20 protein-coding genes are annotated in these 20091 nt (G+C 69.5%); 9 read left to right on the plus strand and 11 right to left on the minus strand.

The features are described 5' to 3' along the window. Positions 1-44: 44 nt before the first annotated feature. The 8 genes from ACWIF2_RS34970 to ACWIF2_RS35005 are packed head-to-tail and all read right to left on the minus strand — an operon-like array spanning position 45 to position 6616. Positions 45-377, minus strand: a complete 333-nt coding sequence (locus ACWIF2_RS34970; RefSeq protein WP_184596910.1) for a metal-sulfur cluster assembly factor — start codon at positions 375-377, stop codon at positions 45-47. Then, positions 374-844: a Fe-S cluster assembly sulfur transfer protein SufU gene (gene sufU, locus ACWIF2_RS34975; RefSeq protein WP_454364945.1), complete on the minus strand. Its 471-nt coding sequence runs from the start codon at positions 842-844 to the stop codon at positions 374-376. Before sufU ends, ACWIF2_RS34970 begins: the two co-directional genes overlap by 4 nt. A 16-nt stretch (positions 845-860) precedes the next feature. Then, complete coding sequence (locus ACWIF2_RS34980) at positions 861-2117, minus strand: cysteine desulfurase (protein WP_454364946.1); 1257 nt, start codon at positions 2115-2117, stop codon at positions 861-863. Continuing rightward, positions 2114-2878: a Fe-S cluster assembly ATPase SufC gene (gene sufC, locus ACWIF2_RS34985; RefSeq protein WP_454364948.1), complete on the minus strand. Its 765-nt coding sequence runs from the start codon at positions 2876-2878 to the stop codon at positions 2114-2116. Before sufC ends, ACWIF2_RS34980 begins: the two co-directional genes overlap by 4 nt. Before the next feature lie 7 nt (positions 2879-2885). Beyond that, entirely contained in the window at positions 2886-3209 is a 324-nt protein-coding gene (locus ACWIF2_RS34990) for a non-heme iron oxygenase ferredoxin subunit (RefSeq protein WP_454364950.1), read from the minus strand. Beyond that, a complete protein-coding gene (gene sufD / locus ACWIF2_RS34995) occupies positions 3206-4390 on the minus strand; it encodes a Fe-S cluster assembly protein SufD (RefSeq protein ID WP_454364952.1) in 1185 nt (394 codons plus the stop codon). The genes ACWIF2_RS34990 and sufD overlap by 4 nt, the downstream gene beginning before the upstream one ends. A gap of 55 nt (positions 4391-4445) precedes the next feature. Next, on the minus strand, positions 4446-5867 hold the full coding sequence (sufB, locus tag ACWIF2_RS35000; protein ID WP_399020296.1) for a Fe-S cluster assembly protein SufB: 1422 nt from the start codon (positions 5865-5867) through the stop codon (positions 4446-4448). Further along, positions 5864-6616, minus strand: coding sequence for a helix-turn-helix transcriptional regulator (locus ACWIF2_RS35005; RefSeq protein ID WP_454364955.1), 753 nt, complete (start codon positions 6614-6616; stop codon positions 5864-5866). The genes sufB and ACWIF2_RS35005 overlap by 4 nt, the downstream gene beginning before the upstream one ends. A 161-nt stretch (positions 6617-6777) precedes the next feature. On the opposite strand from ACWIF2_RS35005, the gene ACWIF2_RS35010 reads away from it, so the two are divergent. From ACWIF2_RS35010 to ACWIF2_RS35025, 4 genes are read left to right on the plus strand one after another with little or no spacing between them, the layout of a single operon-like run. Beyond that, complete coding sequence (locus ACWIF2_RS35010) at positions 6778-7590, plus strand: aminoglycoside N(3)-acetyltransferase (RefSeq protein WP_454364957.1); 813 nt, start codon at positions 6778-6780, stop codon at positions 7588-7590. Positions 7591-7621: 31 nt separating this feature from the next. Then, a complete protein-coding gene (locus ACWIF2_RS35015; RefSeq protein WP_454364959.1) occupies positions 7622-8545 on the plus strand; it encodes an ABC transporter ATP-binding protein in 924 nt (307 codons plus the stop codon). Between the two features lie 17 nt (positions 8546-8562). After that, positions 8563-9318, plus strand: coding sequence for an ABC transporter permease (locus ACWIF2_RS35020; RefSeq protein WP_454364977.1), 756 nt, complete (start codon positions 8563-8565; stop codon positions 9316-9318). Between the two features lie 3 nt (positions 9319-9321). Continuing rightward, positions 9322-10371: a COX15/CtaA family protein gene (locus tag ACWIF2_RS35025; protein WP_454364961.1), complete on the plus strand. Its 1050-nt coding sequence runs from the start codon at positions 9322-9324 to the stop codon at positions 10369-10371. Here the strand turns inward: ACWIF2_RS35025 and ACWIF2_RS35030 are convergent. From ACWIF2_RS35030 to ACWIF2_RS35040, 3 genes are all read right to left on the minus strand, one after another. After that, a complete protein-coding gene (locus tag ACWIF2_RS35030; protein ID WP_454364963.1) occupies positions 10368-11474 on the minus strand; it encodes an amidohydrolase family protein in 1107 nt (368 codons plus the stop codon). The genes ACWIF2_RS35025 and ACWIF2_RS35030 overlap by 4 nt on opposite strands. A 187-nt stretch (positions 11475-11661) precedes the next feature. After that, entirely contained in the window at positions 11662-11994 is a 333-nt protein-coding gene (locus ACWIF2_RS35035) for a hypothetical protein (protein WP_454364965.1), read from the minus strand. A gap of 58 nt (positions 11995-12052) precedes the next feature. Beyond that, a complete protein-coding gene (locus ACWIF2_RS35040; protein WP_382498742.1) occupies positions 12053-12970 on the minus strand; it encodes a heme o synthase in 918 nt (305 codons plus the stop codon). Between the two features lie 383 nt (positions 12971-13353). Between ACWIF2_RS35040 and tkt the strand changes: the two genes are divergently transcribed. From tkt to pgl, 5 genes are read left to right on the plus strand one after another with little or no spacing between them, the layout of a single operon-like run. After that, complete coding sequence (tkt, locus tag ACWIF2_RS35045; RefSeq protein WP_454364967.1) at positions 13354-15441, plus strand: transketolase; 2088 nt, start codon at positions 13354-13356, stop codon at positions 15439-15441. Between the two features lie 34 nt (positions 15442-15475). Beyond that, complete coding sequence (gene tal, locus ACWIF2_RS35050) at positions 15476-16594, plus strand: transaldolase (RefSeq protein ID WP_454364969.1); 1119 nt, start codon at positions 15476-15478, stop codon at positions 16592-16594. A gap of 4 nt (positions 16595-16598) precedes the next feature. Then, positions 16599-18122, plus strand: coding sequence for a glucose-6-phosphate dehydrogenase (gene zwf / locus ACWIF2_RS35055; RefSeq protein WP_454364971.1), 1524 nt, complete (start codon positions 16599-16601; stop codon positions 18120-18122). Further along, positions 18119-19264 (plus strand): glucose-6-phosphate dehydrogenase assembly protein OpcA, encoded by a 1146-nt coding sequence (gene opcA, locus ACWIF2_RS35060; RefSeq protein ID WP_454364973.1) that lies wholly within the window; start codon positions 18119-18121, stop codon positions 19262-19264. The genes zwf and opcA overlap by 4 nt, the downstream gene beginning before the upstream one ends. Positions 19265-19277: 13 nt before the next feature. Continuing rightward, the gene (pgl, locus tag ACWIF2_RS35065) at positions 19278-20063 is read left to right on the plus strand and encodes a 6-phosphogluconolactonase (RefSeq protein ID WP_454364975.1); all 786 of its coding nucleotides are present in this window, start codon (positions 19278-19280) and stop codon (positions 20061-20063) included. Positions 20064-20091 lie beyond the last annotated feature (28 nt).

A 20091-nucleotide genomic window follows, 5' to 3' on the forward strand; every position in this document is an offset into this window, starting at 1 on the left:
CGGGAGGGTGCCGCCCCTTCGTCATGGGTGGATCTCAGCGGATCTCAGACGTTGAACCCGAGCGCCCGAAGCTGCTCCCGGCCGTCGTCCGTGATCTTGTCGGGGCCCCACGGGGGCATCCAGACCCAGTTGATGCGCAGTTCGTTCACGATGCCGTCCGTGGCGGACTTCGCCTGGTCCTCGATGACGTCCGTGAGCGGACAGGCCGCCGACGTCAGGGTCATGTCGATCGTCGCGATGTTCGCGTCGTCGATGTGAATGCCGTAGATCAGCCCGAGGTTGACGACGTCGATGCCCAGCTCGGGGTCGACGACGTCGTACAGGGCCTCGCGGACCTCGTCCTCCGAGGCCGGCTTCATCTCGATGGTCTCGCTCATGCCGTCGTCTTCCTTTCGGCGTCGGCCTCGCCCAGGGCCTGGGCCGTCGCGTCCTTCCAGGCCATCCAGCTCAACAGGGCGCACTTGACCCGGGCCGGGTACTTGGACACCCCGGCGAACGCGACCGCGTCCTCCAGGATGTCCTCCATCGCGTCGTCGGGCTCGAGCTTGCCCTTGGACTGCATCAGCTCCAGGAAGGTCTCCTGGATCTTCCGCCCGTCGGAGAGGTCCTTGCCGACGAGGAGTTCGTTCAGCACGGACGCGCTCGCCTGGCTGATGGAACAGCCCTGGCCCTCGTACGAGACGTCCTCGATCGTCGTGCCGTCGTACTTCACGCGCAGTGTGATCTCGTCGCCGCACGTCGGGTTGACGTGGTGCACCTCGGCGTCGCCGTCCCGCAAGCCCCGCCCGTGCGGGTTCTTGTAGTGGTCCAGGATGACTTCCTGGTACATCGAATCCAGCTTCACGGTTTCCGCACGCCTCTCAGCCGAAGAAGTTCCGTACGTGCTCCAGGCCGTCGACCAGTGCGTCGATCTCGGCCGGCGTGGAGTACAGATAGAACGACGCTCGCGTGGTCGCGGGAATTCCGTAGCGCAGGCAGACCGGCCGCGCGCAGTGGTGGCCGACCCGGACCGCGATGCCCTGCTCGTCGAGGACCTGGCCCACGTCGTGCGGGTGGATGTCCCCGAGGGTGAAGGAGATCGCCGCGCCCCGCTCCTCGGCCGTGGTGGGGCCGATGATCCGGAGGTCGGGGACCTCCAGGAGCCGCTTCACCGCGTACTCGGTGAGCGCGTGCTCGTGGGCGAAGATCTTGTCCATGCCGATCGAGTTGAGATAGTCGATCGCCGCGCCGAGTCCGACCGCCTGGGCGATCGGGGGCGTGCCCGCCTCGAACTTGTGGGGCGCCGGGGCGTAGGTCGAGGAGTGCATCGACACCGTCTCGATCATCTCGCCGCCGCCGAGGAACGGAGGCAGGTCCTCCAGGAGCTCCTGCCGTCCCCACAGGACGCCGATGCCGGTCGGGCCGCACATCTTGTGACCGGTGAAGGCCACGAAGTCGGCCTGGAGGGCCTGTACGTCCAGCGGCATGTGCGGCGCGGCCTGGGATGCGTCGACGCACACCAGCGCACCGACCTCCTGGGCGCGGCGCACTATCGCCTCGACCGGGTTCTGGGTGCCCAGGATGTTGGAGACCAGCACGAAGGAGACGATCTTCGTCTTCTCGGTGATGACCTGGTCGATGTTCGAGAGGTCGAGGCGGCCGTCGTCGGTGAGGCCGAACCACTTCAGCTTCGCGCCCGTGCGCTGCGCGAGCAGCTGCCACGGAACGATGTTGGAGTGGTGCTCCATCTCCGTGATGACGATCTCGGTCTCGGAGTCCACGCGGTAGGGCTCGTCGGCCCAGCCCAGCATGTTCGCCACGAGGTTGAGCGACTCCGAGGCGTTCTTGGTGAAGATCACCTCGTTCCGCGAGGGCGCGTTGATGAACTCCGCGACCTTGTCGCGCGCGCCCTCGTACAGCGCCGTGGCCTCCTCGGCGAGGACATGCACGCCACGGTGGACGTTGGCGTTGTGCTGCTCGTAGTACTCGTCGAGAACGTCGATGACCTGGCGCGGGGTCTGCGAGGTCGCCGCGTTGTCGAGGTAGACGAGCTTCTTTCCGCCGTGGACCTGGCGGTCCAGGATCGGGAAGTCCTTGCGGAGCGCCTCAGAGTCGAGGAGGCCCGGCAGCTGTGTCACGCGGATGCGCCACCCTTCGTGTATGCCTCGTAGCCCTCGTCCTCCAGCTTGTCGGCGAGTTCGGCACCGCCGGACTCGACGATCCGGCCGCCGGAGAAGACGTGCACGTGGTCGGGCTTGATGTAGCGGAGGATGCGGGTGTAGTGGGTGATCAGCAGGGTGCCGACCTCGCCCGTCTCACGGACCCGGTTCACGCCCTCGGAGACGACGCGCAGGGCGTCGACGTCCAGGCCGGAGTCGGTCTCGTCGAGGACCGCGACCTTCGGCTTGAGCAGCTCCAGCTGGAGGATCTCGTGGCGCTTCTTCTCACCGCCGGAGAAGCCCTCGTTGACGTTGCGCTCGGCGAAGGACGGGTCGATGTTGAGGCGCTGCATTGCCTCCTTGACCTCCTTCACCCAGGTGCGGAGCTTGGGGGCCTCGCCGCGGATGGCGGTGGCGGAGGTGCGCAGGAAGTTCGACACGGAGACACCCGGGACCTCGACCGGGTACTGCATGGCGAGGAACAGGCCGGCGCGGGCCCGCTCGTCGACGGACATCTCCAGGACGTCCTCGCCGTCGAGGGTGACGGTGCCGCCGGTGATCGTGTACTTCGGGTGACCCGCGAGGGAGTAGGCGAGGGTCGACTTGCCGGAGCCGTTCGGGCCCATGATGGCGTGCGTCTCGCCCTGCTTCACGGTGAGGTCGACGCCCTTGAGGATCTCCTTCGTGGCGTTGTCGGCCTCGACGGTGACGTGCAGGTCTCGGATTTCAAGCGTTGCCATGGGTGCCTCAGGACTCCTGGGTGAGGGAGACGAGCACGTCGTCCCCTTCGATCTTTACGGGGTATACGGGGACGGGGCGCGTCGCCGGAAGGGCGTCGGGCTTGCCGGAACGGAGGTCGAAGCGCGAGCCGTGCAGCCAGCACTCGATGTGGCAGTCGTCGACCTCGCCCTCCGAGAGGGAGACGTTCGCGTGCGAGCAGATGTCGTACACCGCGAACACCTCGCCCTCGGTCTGCACGATGGACATGGGCGTGCCGTCGAGTTCCACCCGCTTCGGGGTGTCCTCCTCCAGCTCGCTCAGGCCACAGACGCGTACGAATGCGAGGCTCATGCCACCGACGCCTCCAGCTCTTCCTCGATCTTGGCGATCAGACGCTCCTCGATGTCGGGGAGGCCGATCTGCTGGACCAGCTCGGCGAAGAAGCCGCGGACCACGAGACGACGGGCCTCGTGCTCCGGGATACCGCGGGCCATGAGGTAGAAGAGCTGCTCGTCGTCGAAGCGGCCGGTCGCCGAGGCGTGGCCGGCACCGACGATCTCGCCGGTCTCGATCTCGAGGTTGGGTACGGAGTCCACGCGCGCCCCGTCCGTGAGGACCAGGTTGCGGTTCATCTCGTACGTGTCGGTGCCCTCGGCCTTGGCCTCGATGAGCACGTCGCCGATCCACACCGCGTGCGCTTCCTCGCCCTGGAGCGCGCCCTTGTAGACGACGTTGGACTTGCAGTGCGGGACGTTGTGGTCGACCAGGAGGCGGTGCTCCTGGTGCTGGCCCTGGTCGGTGAAGTACAGGCCGAAGAGCTCGGCCTCGCCGCCGGGGCCGGCGTAACTCACGCGCGGGTGCAGCCGGACGACGTCGCCGCCGAAGGTGACGACGACCGACTTGAAGGAGGCGTCGCGGCCGACGAGCGCGTTGTGCTGGGCGACGTGGACGGCCTTCTCGTCCCAGTCCTGGACGGAGACGACGGTCAGCTTGGCGCCGTCGCCCAGCAGGTAGTCGACGTTGGCGGCGAGCACCGCGTCACCGGTGTGGTCGATGACCACGACGGCCTCGGCGAAGGCGCCCAGCTCGATCACCTGGTGGCCGAAGGCGGTCCCGCCCTCGCCGTGCACCGCGATGCGGATCGGCTCGGTGAGGACGGTCTCCTTCGGGACGGTCACGACCGAGGCCTTCTCGAAGGCGGAGTAGGCCTGGGCGGCGACACGGTCCACCGGGGTGCCCGCCTTGCGGAGCCGGGCGTCGTCGCGGCCGACGGCCTCGACGGTGACGCCCTCGGGGGCCTGGACATCGACCTTCACGCCGTTGCCGTTGGCCACGGCGGTGCCGTCGTGCAGACCGCGCAGGCGCTCCAGCGGGGTGAACCGCCACTCCTCCTCCCGGCCGTGCGGGACGGGGAAGTCCGCCACGTCGAAGGAGGGGGGCGCGCTCATGCGGGTGGCGACGGTCGACTCGGCCGCCACCGCGATCGAGCCGGTGGTGGTGGCGCCCACCGGGATGTTCTGGGCCTCAGCCATGGCTGTCGTGGTGCTCGCTTTCCGTTACGTAAGGGCTTGATGGACTGCGGTGGGATTAACCGACCGCGCCTTCCATCTGCAGCTCGATCAGCCGGTTGAGCTCCAGCGCGTACTCCATGGGGAGCTCCTTGGCGATGGGCTCGACGAAGCCGCGCACGATCATGGCCATGGCCTCGTCCTCCGACAGACCGCGGCTCATCAGGTAGAAGAGCTGGTCCTCGGAGACCTTGGAGACGGTCGCCTCGTGGCCCATGGAGACGTCGTCCTCGCGGACATCCACGTAGGGGTAGGTGTCCGAGCGGGAGATCGTGTCGACCAGCAGCGCGTCACAGAGCACGTTCGACTTCGAGCCCGGGGCGCCCTCGCCGATCTCGATGAGACCGCGGTAGGAGGTGCGGCCACCGCCGCGCGCGACGGACTTCGAGACGATGTTGGACGACGTGTTCGGTGCCATGTGGACCATCTTGGCGCCCGCGTCCTGGTGCTGCCCCTCGCCGGCGAAGGCGATGGACAGGGTCTCGCCCTTGGCGTGCTCGCCCATCAGGTAGACGGCGGGGTACTTCATCGTCACCTTGGAGCCGATGTTGCCGTCGACCCACTCCATGGTCGCGCCCTCGTAGGCCACGGCACGCTTGGTGACCAGGTTGTAGACGTTGTTCGACCAGTTCTGGATGGTCGTGTAGCGGCAGCGGGCGTTCTTCTTGACGATGATCTCGACGACCGCGGAGTGCAGCGAGTCCGACTTGTAGATCGGGGCGGTGCAGCCCTCGACGTAGTGCACGTAGGCACCCTCGTCGACGATGATCAGGGTCCGCTCGAACTGGCCCATGTTCTCCGTGTTGATACGGAAGTAGGCCTGGAGCGGGATCTCCACGTGGACGCCCGGCGGCACGTAGATGAAGGAGCCGCCCGACCACACGGCGGAGTTCAGCGACGCGAACTTGTTGTCACCGACGGGGATGACGGTCCCGAAGTACTCCTTGAAGAGCTCCGGGTGCTCCTTCAGGGCCGTGTCGGTGTCCAGGAAGATGACGCCCTGCTCCTCCAGGTCCTCGCGGATCTGGTGGTAGACGACCTCGGACTCGTACTGGGCGGCGACACCGGCGACGAGGCGCTGCTTCTCCGCCTCGGGGATGCCGAGCTTGTCGTACGTGTTCTTGATGTCCTCGGGCAGGTCCTCCCAGGACTCCGCCTGCTTCTCCGTGGAGCGCACGAAGTACTTGATGTTGTCGAAGTCGATGCCCGACAGGTCCGAGCCCCAGTTCGGCATGGGCTTCTTCTCGAACAGGCGCAGGCCCTTGAGACGGAGCTTGGTCATCCACTCCGGCTCGTTCTTCTTGTCCGAGATGTCGCGGACGACGTCCTCGTTGATGCCGCGCTTGGCAGAGGCGCCGGCCGTGTCGGAGTCGGCCCAGCCGTATTCGTACTTGCCCAGGCCCTCGAGCTCAGGGTGGGCAGTCTCCGTGGGGAGAGTCATGCGGGGTTCCTCCCGGCCGTGCTTGCAGATGCGTTATCAGTGGTGTGGGAAATCTTGGGGATGAACGTCGTGCAGACGCCGTCGCCGTGCGCGATGGTGGCGAGCCGCTGTACATGCGTACCGAGCAGCTCCGCGAAAAATTCCGTCTCCGCCTCGCACAACTGGGGGAACTGCTCGGCGACGTGGGCGACCGGGCAGTGGTGCTGGCAGAGCTGTTCACCCTTCTGGGGGTGGGGCGCACTGCGCGCCGTAGCAGCGTACCCGTCCGCGCTCAGAGCCTTGGCCAGCGCTTCGGTCCGCTTCTCGGGCGACGCGGCCTCGACCGCCTCGCGGTAGGCGCCCGCCTGCGCGGCGATCCTGGCGCGGGCGAAGGCGGCGATCGCCTCGTTCCCGCCCTCGCGGTCGGCGATCCAGCGCAGCGCGTCCGCCGCGAGCTTGTCGTACGACTGGTCGAAAGCGTCCCGGCCGTAGTCCGTCAGGGCGAACGCCTTGGCGGGGCGGCCGCGGGTGCGCGCGCCGTAGACCCGCTGCTCGCGCGCTTCCACGACACCGTCGCCCGCGAGGGCGTCGAGGTGCCGGCGCACGGCTGCCTGGGTGAGGCCCAGCCGCTCGGCGAGCTCGGCGACGGTCGACGGGCCGTGGTCCAGGATGGATCGCGCGACGCGGTTGCGGGTGGACCGCTCACCGGTCGCGAGCTCCTCCTGTGGGGCACCCATGGGAGCCTCCCGAGCCTCGCCGACGTTTTTCACAACGCCATTGTTGCGTAATTCTTCAGGACCGGGCAAGCCGCGTCCGACCCGCCCAGGGGTGCCTTGCGTCACTTAGGTAAAGCTAACCTGACCTGCGGAAACGATCTTTGATCGATCAAACCGGTGGCATCCCGCAGCGCCTTCGGGGACACTCCCGAACCATGTCCACACCCCCTCCGACCGGCCCTCTTGTCACCCGGGAGACACTGCGGACGCAGTTGGGCGAACTGGGCGTGCGGCCCGGCGAGACCCTCCTCGTGCACTCCTCGCTCAGCTCCCTCGGCTGGGTCAACGGCGGCGCCGTCGCGGTGGTGCGGGGTCTGCTCGACGCGCTCGGCCCGGAGGGCACCCTGGTGGTCCCCACGCAGACCGGGGAACTCTCCGACCCGGCCCTGTGGCGCAAGCCGCCCGTACCCCCGGAATGGTGGGCGGCCATTCGCGCCACGATGCCCGCGTACGACCCCCGGATCACGCCCTCACGCGGGGTCGGCGTCGTCCCGGAGACGGTGCGGACCTGGCCCGGCGCGCTGCGCAGCGCCCATCCGCAGACCTCGTTCGCGGCGGTCGGTCCGCGCGCGGCGGAGATGACCGAGGGGCACGCGCCCGACTGCAGGCTCGGCGAGCGCAGCCCGCTCGCGAAGCTGGAGGCGACGGGCGCCCGGGTCCTGCTGCTCGGTGCCGGCTACGCCTCCTGCACCAGCTTCCACCTCGCCGAGTACCGGATACCGACCCCGCGCGTCGCCGTGGGCAGACCGGGTCCGGACGGCTGGGAGACCGTGACCGAGGTGTCGATCAGCTCGGACCGCTTCGACGAGCTGGGCTACGACTTCGAACGGGACCGTCCCGTCGTACGCGGCAAGGTGGGGGCGGCCGAGGCCCGGCTGTTCCCGGTGTCGGACGCGGTGGCCTACGCCGAACGGTGGCTGGCGGTGCACCGGCCCCGAGAGGAAGAGTTCCCGTACCCCCCGGTCTGAGCCCCGCTCCGCCTACCTAGACTCTGGACCCATGCGATGTGAGCCCGTGGTCCAGGTCCAGGCCCTGGTGAAGCGGTACGGCCCGAAGACCGCGGTGGACGGGCTCGACCTGGTGGCCCGGGAGGGTGTGACCGCCGTGCTCGGCCCCAACGGGGCGGGCAAGACGACGACGGTCGAGACCTGCGAGGGGTACCGGAAGCCGGATGCCGGCACGGTGCGCGTCCTGGGCCTCGACCCGGTGAGACAGTCCGGGCAGCTGCGGCCCCGCATCGGCGTGATGCTCCAGTCGGGCGGCGTGTACTCGGGCTCCAGGGCCGACGAGATGCTCCGCCATGTCGCCAGGCTGCACGCTCATCCGCTGGACGTGGACGCGCTCATCGAGCGCCTCGGGCTGGGCTCCTGCGGACGTACGACGTACCGGCGTCTTTCGGGCGGGCAGCAGCAGCGGCTCGCGCTGGCGATGGCCGTGGTGGGGCGCCCCGAGCTGGTGTTCCTGGACGAGCCGACCGCCGGTCTCGACCCGCAGGCCCGCCGCGCGACCTGGGACCTTGTCCGGGACCTGCGCGCCGACGGCGTCTCGGTGATCCTCACCACGCACTACATGGACGAGGCCGAGCAGCTCGCCGACGACGTGGCGATCATCGACGCGGGCCGGGTGATCGCGCAGGGCTCCCCGGAGGAGCTGTGCAAGGGCGGCGCGGAGAACACGCTCCGCTTCACCGGCCGCCCCGGTCTGGACGTGGGCTCGCTGCTCAAGGCGCTGCCCGCCGACTCCTCGGCCGCCGAACTGACGCCGGGCTCCTACCGGGTCGTCGGCAAGATCGACCCGCAGCTGCTCGCGACCGTCACCTCCTGGTGCGCCCAGCACGGCGTGATGCCGGAGAAGATCTCGGTGGAACGGCACTCCCTGGAAGACGTGTTCTTGGAGCTCACCGGCAAGGAGCTGCGATCGTGACCGCCACCGGCACCGGGATGTACACGCCGAAGCCAGGCGCGGCTCCACTCCCCCGCATGATCGCGGCCCAGGCCGCGCTCGAGACGAAGATGCTGCTGCGCAACGGCGAGCAGCTGCTGCTGACGGTCGTGATCCCGACCCTGCTGCTCGTCCTCTTCAGCACCGTGGACATCGTCGACACGGGCGCCGGTGAGGCGGTCGACTTCCTCGCCCCCGGCGTCCTCGCGCTCGCGGTGATGTCGACGGCGTTCACCGGCCAGGCGATCGCGACCGGCTTCGAGCGCCGCTACGGAGTGCTGAAGCGGCTCGCCTCCTCGCCCCTGCCGCGCTGGGGCCTGATGACGGCGAAGACGCTGTCCGTGCTGGTCACCGAGGTGCTCCAGGTGGTCCTGCTCACGGTGATCGCCTTCGCGCTCGGCTGGTCGCCGCAGGGCAACCCGTTCGCCGTCCTGCTGCTCCTGGTCCTCGGCACGGCGGCCTTCTCGGGCCTCGGCCTTCTGATGGCCGGGACGCTGAAGGCCGAGGCGACCCTGGCCGCCGCCAACCTGGTGTTCCTGCTGCTGCTCGTCGGCGGCGGGGTCGTCGTCCCGCTGGACAAGTTCCCCTCCGGCGCCCAGGACGTCCTCGGCCTGCTGCCCATCTCGGCGCTGTCCGACGGGCTGCGGGACGTGCTCCAGCACGGGGCCGGGATGCCCTGGGCCGACCTGGGGATCCTGGCGGTCTGGGCCGTGGCCGGGCTCGCCGCGGCCGGACGGTTCTTCCGCTGGGAGTAGGCCATGAGGGACCCTCGTGAAAGCGTGCACAAGCGGCGCCCTACGATGGGTCGCGTGCCAAAAGTGACCCGCGCCGACGCCTGGGCGGCCCTGCGCAACCCGCTCGCCTTCATCGCCGACCGCTGGACCCCGGAACCCCGGACGGTCCAGCGCGCGGCCCTCTCCGCCATCGTGATGTCGGTGCTCATCGTCGTCACCGGCGGTGCCGTGCGGCTGACCGGCTCGGGCCTGGGCTGCCCTACCTGGCCCAAGTGCACCACCGACTCGCTCACCGCGACCAGCGAGATGGGCGTCCACGGCGTCATCGAGTTCGGCAACCGCATGCTGACGTACGTGCTGTGCGCGGCCGTCGGCTGGGCGATCATCGCCGCGCGCTCGCAGAAGCCGTACCGGCGGGGCCTGGTCCGGCTGGGCTGGGCGCAGTTCTGGATCGTGATGAGCAACGCGGTGCTCGGCGGCATCGTGGTGCTGGTCGGTCTCAACCCGTACACGGTCGCGGCCCACTTCGTGGCGACGTCCGCGCTCATCGCGGTGGCCACGGTGATGTGGCAGCGCACCCGTGAGGGCGACACCGCACCGCGTCCGCTGGTCGGCAAGGCCGTGCGGCAGCTGGTGTGGTTCCTGACGGCGGCGGCCGTCCTGCTCATCCTGGTCGGCACGGTGGTCACCGGCGCGGGCCCGCACGCGGGCGACTCCAGCGAGGTCGAGCGGATGCCGGTCGACTGGGAGACGGTGAGCAAGCTGCACGCCGTGCTGGCGTGGATCGTGGTGACGCTGACGTTCGCCCTGTGGTTCGTCCTCAAGGCGGTCGACGCGCCGAAGGGCCCCATGACCCGCACCCGCGAACTGTTCCTGATCCTGCTCGCGCAGGGCGTCATCGGCTACGTCCAGTACTTCACGGACCTGCCCGAGGTCCTGGTCGGCCTGCACATGTTCGGCTCGGCCGTGATGTGGATCTGGGTGCTGCTGGTGGTGATGTCGTTGCGCGAACGCCCCGAGGTCCCCGTGGACGTGCCCGGCCCGGCCACCGAGGCCACCCTGACGAAGGCCTAGTCGAGCCCGTACACCCTGCGCGCGTTCCCCGACGCCAGCATCCCCGCCACCCGCTGCGCGTCGGACAGGGACCAGGCGCTCTCGGCGACCCAGGTGCCGAGCACCCGGCCGAGTGCCTCGCGGAACAGCCGGGCGGCCACCACGTGCAGTTCGGGCAGCCCCTGGGCGCCGCTGGAGAAGAGGATCTTGCCGAACGGGGCCAGCTCCAGGATCTCCGCGAGGACGGTCGCGGCCCGGGCTCCGGTGCGGACCAGGGCGGCACCGCAGTCGACATAGACATGCGGAAAGACGCCGGCGAGATGGGCGGCGTGCCGGTGGTACGGGTAGCCGTGCAGCAGGACGAGATCCGTGCCGAGCCCGGCCGTGGCCCGCACGAAATCCGTCAGCAGCACCGGGTCCGTACGGTCGATGCGCAGGCCAGGCGCCCCGAGCCCCGCGTGCAGCTGGAGCGGCAGGCCCGAGGCGACGGCGCTCCACAGCAGATGCCGCAACAGCACGGGGTCGCTCAGCTCCCCGCCGACGCCGCGCCCCGCGAGCCAGCGGCCGACGGCTCCCCGTACCTCTCCCGGCCCGGGCGGCTCGGGCGCCAGCGCGAGGCCGTGCCGGACGCCCGCGACCGAGGTGAAGGCGACGGCGTGCGCGGCGGCGGCGTGCACGGACTCGGCGAGGTTGGCGAGGAAGGACTCGACGGTTCCGGAGGTGTCGGCGACCTGCTCGGCGAGCAGCTCCAGACGCACGATCTCATGGGCCTTGGCGGCGCCCGCGGAGGCGAGCTCGCTGGGCTCGGTGAGGTCGCCGGGGAGGCCGGTGTCGACGAGGTACGTCGTGATGCCGCTGCCGCGCAGGAGCCGGCGGCCGGACTCCAGGACGCCCAGCTCGCGGCGGCGGGCCAGATAGCGGGCGGGGGCGCAGTGGGGTTCCAGGCCGAGCAGGGGCGGGCACCAGCGCCGTACGGCAAAGCCGGTCTGGGTGTCGAAGAGGGTGGTGCCGGGGGCGGGTGGGCCCTCGGTGCGGGAGAGGTGGGCCTCGAAGGTGCCGAGGCCCAGCTCTGTGCGGAGCACTCCGTGGCAGTACTGGTCCACTAGGGACGGCGTTTCGATCATCCGGGCCTCCCGGTGTGGACCCTGTTGCTCTCAAGGGTCCTAACGGGTGAACCGGGTTGAGGTCGCGGTCCCGTGGTGGAGTGCCTGTGTGGTTCGGCGAGTGCGGGCTGTGTGTGGTTGCTCGCGCCCACGCGGCGGAGCCGCAAATAGATACAGCCCCGCGCCCCCAAACAATAAGGCCGGCTACTCAGCCGTTCTTTGGACCGCCCACCTGGATGCCCGCCATGCGGGACCACTCGTAGCGGCCCGTCTTGACCTTGGCCGCGAATTCGCCGTCGAAGGACTCGTGGCGGGTGATGCCCGACTTCTCCACCGCCTGCTCGGCGATCTCGAACGAGGGGGCCACCAGGTCGCCCCAGTCGCCGTCCTCGCCGACGAGGACGATGCGGGCGCCGCGTTCGCCGAGGTAGGCGATCTGGCCCTCGGCGCCGCCGTGGGTCTTGGAGAAGGTGCTGATCTGCTTGGCGAGCCGGGCGACCTTGCGCTCGGCCTTCGGGTCAACCTGCTGCGTGTCTGCCATGGTCAGGATGCTACTCACGAGTAGATCCACTGGCGAGGGGAGGGCCCTGTGATGTACGTCAGCGCAGGAACGGGTCGACCGCGACGGCCACGAACAGGATCGACACATAGGTGATCGACCAGTGGAAGAGGCGCATCTCCTTGAGCTTGGCGCCCGTCACCTCGGCCTTGGCCCGGTTCTGCAGGCCGTGTGCCTCCCAGAGCCAGAAGCCGCCGGCCAGCAGGGCGACCGCCGTGTAGAACCAGCCCGTGTAGCCGAGCGGGGTCAGCAGGAGCGAGACGGCGACCATGACCCAGCTGTAGATCACGATCTGCTTGGCGACCACCTTGTTGGAGGCGACCACCGGCAGCATCGGCACGCCCACGCGCGCGTAGTCCTCTTTCACCTTCATCGACAGCGGCCAGTAGTGCGGCGGCGTCCAGAAGAACATGACGAGGAACAGGATGATCGGCGCCCACGACATGGAGTTCGTGACCGAGGACCAGCCGATCAGCACGGGCAGACAGCCGGCGATGCCGCCCCAGACGATGTTCTGGGAGGTACGGCGCTTGAGGATCATCGTGTAGACGACGACGTAGAAGAGGAGCGCGCCGAGGGAGAGCCAGGCCGAGAGCCAGTTGACCGCGAGGCCGAACAGCAGTGTCGAGACGACGGCCAGGGTGATGCCGAAGGCCAGGCACTCGCGCGGGCTGACCATGCCGGTGACCAGCGGGCGCTGCGAGGTGCGGTCCATCAGCGCGTCGATGTCGCGGTCGATGTACATGTTGAGAGCGTTGGCGCCGCCCGCCGACAGGTAACCGCCGACACAGGTCAGCAGCACCAGCGTCAGGTCGGGCACCCCCTGCTGCGCCAGGAACATCACCGGAACCGTGGTGATCAGCAGCAGCTCGATGATCCGCGGCTTGGTGAGAGCCACGAACGCCATGACACGGGCCCCGAGCGGCCGGTGGGCCGGGCTCTGGTCCGTCCCGGTCATCCCCGCTGGACGGGATTCAACGGCCGTCACGCACACCCCTACAGAGACATCCCAGCAAGCCTCAGCCGTGTGAAGTCCCGGTAAAGGCTCGCGCGTACCACGCCACTTTAGACGTTGCCCAGAGTCGGACATTCGCGGGGGTCGGGTCGTGTTGAGGGGAGGGTTCCGACGGGCGCGTTCAAGCTCGATTGAGCACCCGGATGAGCGGCTCCGTATTCACTTGCCAAATGCGGTACGGCCCAGTCAGGAGGCGGATCCGGATGAGCCCCGGCACTCTGGAGTGACTCGAAAAAACGCACGTCCCACGGGGGTAGGCTCGACTGCGGCCGGTGCGCGCCCCGATACACCGGCATCCGACATGTGGAGAGGAGCCCTGACCCAGGGTGAGCACCAAGCCGACCACCACAGACCTCGAGTGGACCGAGTTGGACCAGCGGTCCGTCGACACCGCGCGTGTCCTGGCCGCCGATGCCGTACAGAAGGTCGGTAACGGCCATCCGGGTACGGCGATGAGCCTGGCGCCTGCCGCCTACACCCTCTTCCAGAAGGTGATGCGGCACGACCCGGCGGACGCCGACTGGGTCGGGCGGGACCGCTTCGTGCTGTCCGCCGGGCACTCGTCCCTGACCCTCTACACCCAGCTGTACCTGGCCGGTTTCGGCCTGGAGCTGGACGACCTGAAGTCCTTCCGCACGTGGGGATCGAAGACCCCGGGCCACCCCGAGTACGGGCACACGACCGGTGTGGAGACCACGACCGGCCCGCTGGGACAGGGTGTCGCGAACGCAGTGGGCATGGCGATGGCCGCCCGCTACGAGCGGGGTCTGTTCGACCCGGAGGCCGCCGAGGGCGAGTCCCCCTTCGACCACTTCGTCTACTGCGTCGCCGGTGACGGCTGTCTGCAGGAGGGCATCTCCGCCGAGGCCTCGTCGATGGCGGGCCACCAGAAGCTGGGCAACCTGATCCTGCTGTGGGACGACAACCACATCTCGATCGAGGGCGACACCGAGACGGCCGTGTCCGAGGACACGGTGAAGCGGTACGAGGCGTACGGCTGGCACGTGCAGCGGGTGGCCCCGAAGCCGGACGGCGACCTGGACCCGCACGCGCTCTACGACGCGATCGAGGCGGCCAAGGCGGTCACCGACCGGCCGTCGTTCATCGCGATGCGCTCGATCATCGCCTGGCCCGCCCCGAACGCGCAGAACACCGAGGCCGCGCACGGCTCGGCGCTGGGCGACGACGAGGTGGCCGCGACCAAGCGCGTGCTGGGCTTCGACCCGGAGCAGAGCTTCGAGGTCTCCGACGAGGTCATCACGCACACCCGCAAGGCGCTGGAGCGGGGCCAGGCGGCCCGGGCCGTGTGGGAGAAGGCGTACCAGCAGTGGCGGGACAACAACCCCGAGCGCGCCGCCGAGTACGACCGGATCGCCAAGGGCGAGCTGCCCACCGGCTGGGAGGAGAAGATCCCGGTCTTCGAGGTCGGCAAGGGCGTGGCCACGCGTGCCGCCTCCGGCAAGGTGCTGCAGGCCCTCGGCGGGGTCATCCCGGAGCTGTGGGGCGGCTCGGCCGACCTGGCCGGCTCCAACAACACCACGATCGACAAGACCAGCTCCTTCCTCCCGGCGGACAACCCGCTGCCGGAGGCGAACCCGTACGGCCGCACGATCCACTTCGGTATCCGTGAGCACGCGATGGCCGCCGAGATGAACGGCATCGCGCTGCACGGCAACACCCGGATCTACGGCGGCACCTTCCTGGTCTTCTCCGACTACATGCGCAACGCGGTGCGGCTGTCGGCGCTGATGCACCTGCCGGTGACGTACGTGTGGACGCACGACTCCATCGGCCTGGGCGAGGACGGCCCGACCCACCAGCCGGTCGAGCACCTGGCCGCGCTGCGGGCGATCCCGGGCCTGAACCTGGTGCGCCCGGCGGACGCCAACGAGACCGCGATCGCCTGGCGCGAGATCCTCAAGCGCTGGACGAAGGAGTTCGGCAAGGGGCAGCCGCACGGTCTGGCGCTGACGCGTCAGGGTGTGCCGACGTACGAGCCCAACGAGGATGCCGCCAAGGGCGGTTACGTCCTGTTCGAGGCCGAGGGCGGCGAGCCCGAGGTCGTTCTCATCGCCACCGGCTCGGAGGTGCACGTCGCTGTCGAGGCGCGCGAGCAGCTCCAGGGCGCCGGCGTGCCCACGCGCGTGGTGTCCATGCCGTCGGTGGAGTGGTTCGAGCAGCAGGACCAGGGGTACCGGGACAGCGTCCTTCCGCCGGCCGTGAAGGCTCGCGTGGCGGTCGAGGCCGGTATCGGACTGACCTGGCACAAGTACGTCGGGGACGCCGGCCGCATCGTTTCCCTGGAGCACTTCGGTGCTTCGGCCGACGGCAAGGTCCTTTTCCGCGAGTTCGGCTTCACTGCCGAGAACGTGGCCGCCGCCGCCCGGGAATCGATCGCCGCAGCTCAGCGCTGACGCTCATATACGACACGTAGGAGATGGAATTTCCATGACAGACGCACTCAAGCGCCTCTCCGAGGAAGGCGTCGCGATCTGGCTGGACGACCTGTCGCGCAAGCGGATCACGTCCGGCAACCTCGCCGAGCTGATCGACCAGCAGCACGTCGTGGGCGTCACCACCAATCCGACGATCTTCCAGAAGGCGATCTCCGAGGGTGACGGCTACGACCAGCAGCTGTCGGACCTCGCCGCCCGCAAGGTCAGCGTCGAAGAGGCCATCCGCATGATCACCACGGCGGACGTCCGCGACGCCGCCGACATCCTGCGCCCGGTCTTCGACGCCACCGACGGCCAGGACGGCCGGGTGTCGATCGAGGTCGACCCGCGTCTCGCCCACAACACCAAGGCGACGGTCGCCGAGGCCCGGCAGCTGGCCTGGCTGGTGGACCGCCCCAACACGCTGATCAAGATCCCGGCCACCAAGGCGGGTCTGCCGGGCATCACCGAGACGATCGGCACCGGCATCAGCGTCAACGTCACGCTGATCTTCTCGCTGGAGCGCTACCGCGAGGTGATGGACGCCTACCTGACCGGTCTGGAGAAGGCCAAGGCCAAGGGCCTGGACCTGTCCAAGATCCACTCGGTGGCGTCCTTCTTCGTCTCGCGCGTCGACACCGAGATCGACAAGCGCATCGACGCCCTGGGCACTCCCGAGGCCAAGGCGCTGCGCGGCAAGGCCGCCATCGCCAACGCCCGGCTCGCCTACCAGGCGTACGAGGAGGTCTTCTCGAGCGACCGCTGGAGCGCGCTGGAGCGTGCGGGCGCCAACAAGCAGCGTCCGCTGTGGGCCTCCACCGGTGTGAAGGACAAGGCGTACAAGTCCACCCTGTACGTCGACGAGCTGGTCGCGCCGAACACGGTGAACACCATGCCGGAGGCGACCCTGTACGCCACGGAGGAGCACGGCGAGATCACCGGCAACACCCTCGCCGGCACGTACGAGCAGGCCCGTGCCGACCTCGACGCGGTCGAGCAGCTCGGGATCAAGTACGACGACGTGGTCCAGCTGCTGGAGGACGAGGGCGTCGACAAGTTCGAGGCGTCCTGGACCGACCTGCTGAAGTCGACCGAGGCCGAGCTCAAGCGCCTCGCCCCCTCGGAGGGCTGAACAGGTGTCGAGCAGCAATCCGCTGCGTGACCCCGCGGACCGACGGCTCCCGCGTATCGCGGGGCCGTCGGGCCTGGTCATCTTCGGCGTCACGGGCGACCTCTCGCGCAAGAAGCTCATGCCCGCCGTGTACGACCTCGCCAACCGGGGTCTGCTGCCGCCGGGCTTCTCGCTGGTGGGCTTCGCGCGCCGTGAGTGGGCGCACGAGGACTTCGCGCAGGAGGTCCACGACGCGGTCAAGGAGCATGCCCGCACGCCCTTCCGCGAGGAGGTCTGGCAGCAGCTCATCCAGGGCATGCGCTTCGTGCAGGGCACGTTCGACGACGACGACGCGTTCGAGCGGCTGCGCTCCACGATCGAGGAGCTGGACAAGGCCCAGGGCACGGGCGGCAACTTCGCCTTCTACCTCTCCGTGCCGCCGAAGTCCTTCCCGGTGGTCATCCAGCAGCTGAAGAAGCACCAGCTGGCCGACCAGCAGGGCGGCTCCTGGCGGCGCGCGGTCATCGAGAAGCCGTTCGGTCACGACCTGAAGTCGGCCGAGGAACTCAACAAGGTCGTCCACGAGGTGTTCGCACCGGAGCAGGTCTTCCGGATCGACCACTACCTCGGCAAGGAGACCGTCCAGAACATCCTGGCGCTGCGCTTCGCCAACACGATGTTCGAGCCGATCTGGAACCGGTCCCTCGTGGACCATGTGCAGATCACCATGGCCGAGGACATCGGCATCGGCGGCCGGGCCGGGTACTACGACGGCATCGGCGCCGCCCGTGACGTCATCCAGAACCATCTGCTCCAGCTGCTGGCGCTCACCGCCATGGAGGAGCCGGCCTCGTTCGACGCGGACGCGCTGGCCGCCGAGAAGACCAAGGTGCTCGGCGCCGTACGGCTGCCGAAGGACATGGGCCGGGACACCGTGCGCGGCCAGTACTCGGCCGGCTGGCAGGGCGGCGAGAAGGTGATCGGCTATCTGGACGAGGACGGCATCGACGCCTCGTCGAAGACCGACACCTACGCCGCGATCAAGCTGGAGATCGACAACCGCCGCTGGGCGGGTGTCCCCTTCTATCTGCGCACCGGAAAGCGGCTCGGCCGCCGGGTGACGGAGATCGCGGTCGTCTTCCAGCGGGCCCCGCACTCCCCCTTCGACACGACGGCCACCGAGGAGCTGGGCTCCAACGCGATCGTCATCCGCGTCCAGCCGGACGAGGGCGTGACGGTCCGCTTCGGCTCGAAGGTTCCCGGCACGTCGATGGAGATCCGGGACGTGTCCATGGACTTCGCGTACGGCGAGTCCTTCACGGAGTCCAGCCCGGAGGCGTACGAGCGTCTCATCCTGGACGTTCTCCTCGGCGACTCGAACCTCTTCCCGCGCACCGAGGAGGTCGAGCTGTCCTGGAAGATCCTCGACCCGATCGAGGAGTACTGGGACGAGCACGGCAAGCCCGCCCAGTACCCGGCCGGTACCTGGGGGCCCGTCGAGGCGGACGAAATGCTCGAGCGAGACGGACGGAGCTGGCGCCGGCCATGAAGACAGACCTGACGGACACCACCGCCAGCAAGATCAACAAGGCGCTGGTGCAGGGCCGCCGGGCGATCGGCACCCCTGCGGTCGGCATGGTGCTCACGCTGGTCATCGTGACGGACGAGGAGAACGCGTACGACGCGCTGAAGGCGGCGAACGACGCCTCGCACGAGCATCCCTCGCGCACGCTCGTGGTCATCAAGCGTGTCTCCCGTTCGCCCCGCGACCGTACGCAGTCCCGCCTCGACGCGGAGGTCCGGCTGGGCGCGGACGCCGGCTCGGGCGAGACGGTGGTGCTCCGCCTGTACGGGGAGGTGGCCGACCACGCCCAGTCGGTGGTGCTGCCGCTGCTGCTGCCGGACGCCCCGGTGGTGGTGTGGTGGCCGGTGAACGCGCCGCTCGACCCGGCGAAGGACCCCCTGGGTGCCCTCGCTCAGCGCCGTGTCACCGACACCTACGCCTCCGAGCAGCCGGTTCGGGACCTGGCGGCCCGGTCCGGGACTTACACCCCCGGCGACACGGACCTGTCCTGGACCCGCATCACGCCCTGGCGTTCCATGCTGGCGGCGGCCCTCGACCAGGTCACCTGCGAGGTCAGGGCTGTCGAGGTGGAGGGCGAGGAGTTCAACCCGAGCTGCGAGCTGCTGGCGATGTGGCTCGCGGACCGGCTGGACGTCCCCGTGAAGCGGTCGCTGTCCAGCGGCCCCGGTCTGACGGCGGTCCGGATGGACACCAACTGCGGCCCGATCAAGCTGGACCGCGCGGACGGCTCCCTGGCCACGCTCTCCATCGACGGCCAGCCGGACCGCGGTGTGGCGCTCAAGCGCCGGGACACGGCCGAGCTGATAGCGGAGGAGCTGCGACGGCTGGACCCGGACGACACGTACGCGTCGGCCCTGCGGTACGGGGTGGACCGGCTGAAGTCCTCCTGGTCGGCTCCGGCGCCGCGGCCTGCGGCGGAGGAACCGGTGGCCAAGGAAGAGCCGGTGACCAAAGGAGAGCCCAAAAGTGGCGAGCGGGCAGCGCTCGCGATCCCCGCTCCCGTCGAAAGGGCTGCGAAAGCACCCGCTGCGGAAGCGACGGCGCAGGAACCGGTGAAGCAGGAGCCGCCCGCGCTGGAACCGGTACGGAAGGCGACGACGAAGTGAGGGCTACGACGAAGTGAGTACGGCACCGCAGCTGGTCGTGCACCGCGACAAGGAGCTGATGGCGCAGGCCGCGGCGGCCCGGCTGATCACGAAGATCGTGGACGCGCAGGCCTCCCGGGGCTCGGCGTCCGTGGTCCTCACGGGCGGCCGCAACGGCAACGGCCTGCTGGCCGCACTGGCCGCGGCGCCCGCTCGGGACGCCGTCGACTGGAGTCGGCTCGACCTCTGGTGGGGCGACGAGCGGTTCCTGCCCGAGGGCGACCCGGAGCGCAACATCACGCAGGCGAGGGAGGCACTGCTGGACGCGGTGCCGCTCGATCCGAAGCGGGTGCACGCGATGCCCGCGTCGGACGGGCCACACGGCGCCGACGTGGACGCGGCGGCGGCCGCGTACGCGGAGGAACTGGCGCGGGCGTCGGGCCCGGAGAACCACGGCCCGGTGCCGACGTTCGACGTGCTGATGCTCGGCGTGGGCCCGGACACGCATGTCGCCTCGCTGTTCCCGGAGTTGCCGGCGGTGCGCGAGACGGACCGTACGGTCGTGGGTGTCCACGGCGCGCCCAAGCCGCCGCCGACCCGGGTGACGCTGACGTTGCCGGCGATCCGGGCGGCCCGGGAGGTGTGGCTCCTGGCCGCGGGCGAGGACAAGGCGCAGGCGGCGGCGATCGCGCTGTCGGGCGCGGGCGAGATCCAGGCCCCGGCGGCGGGGGCGTACGGCCGCAGCCGGACACTGTGGCTGCTGGACGGGGCGGCGGCGTCGCAACTGCCGCGTTCGTTGTATCCGCCGGCTTCGGCCTGAGGTACCAGGGGGCTCCGCCCCCATGACC

The sequence above is a fragment of the Streptomyces sp. NPDC055506 genome (assembly GCF_053643595.1).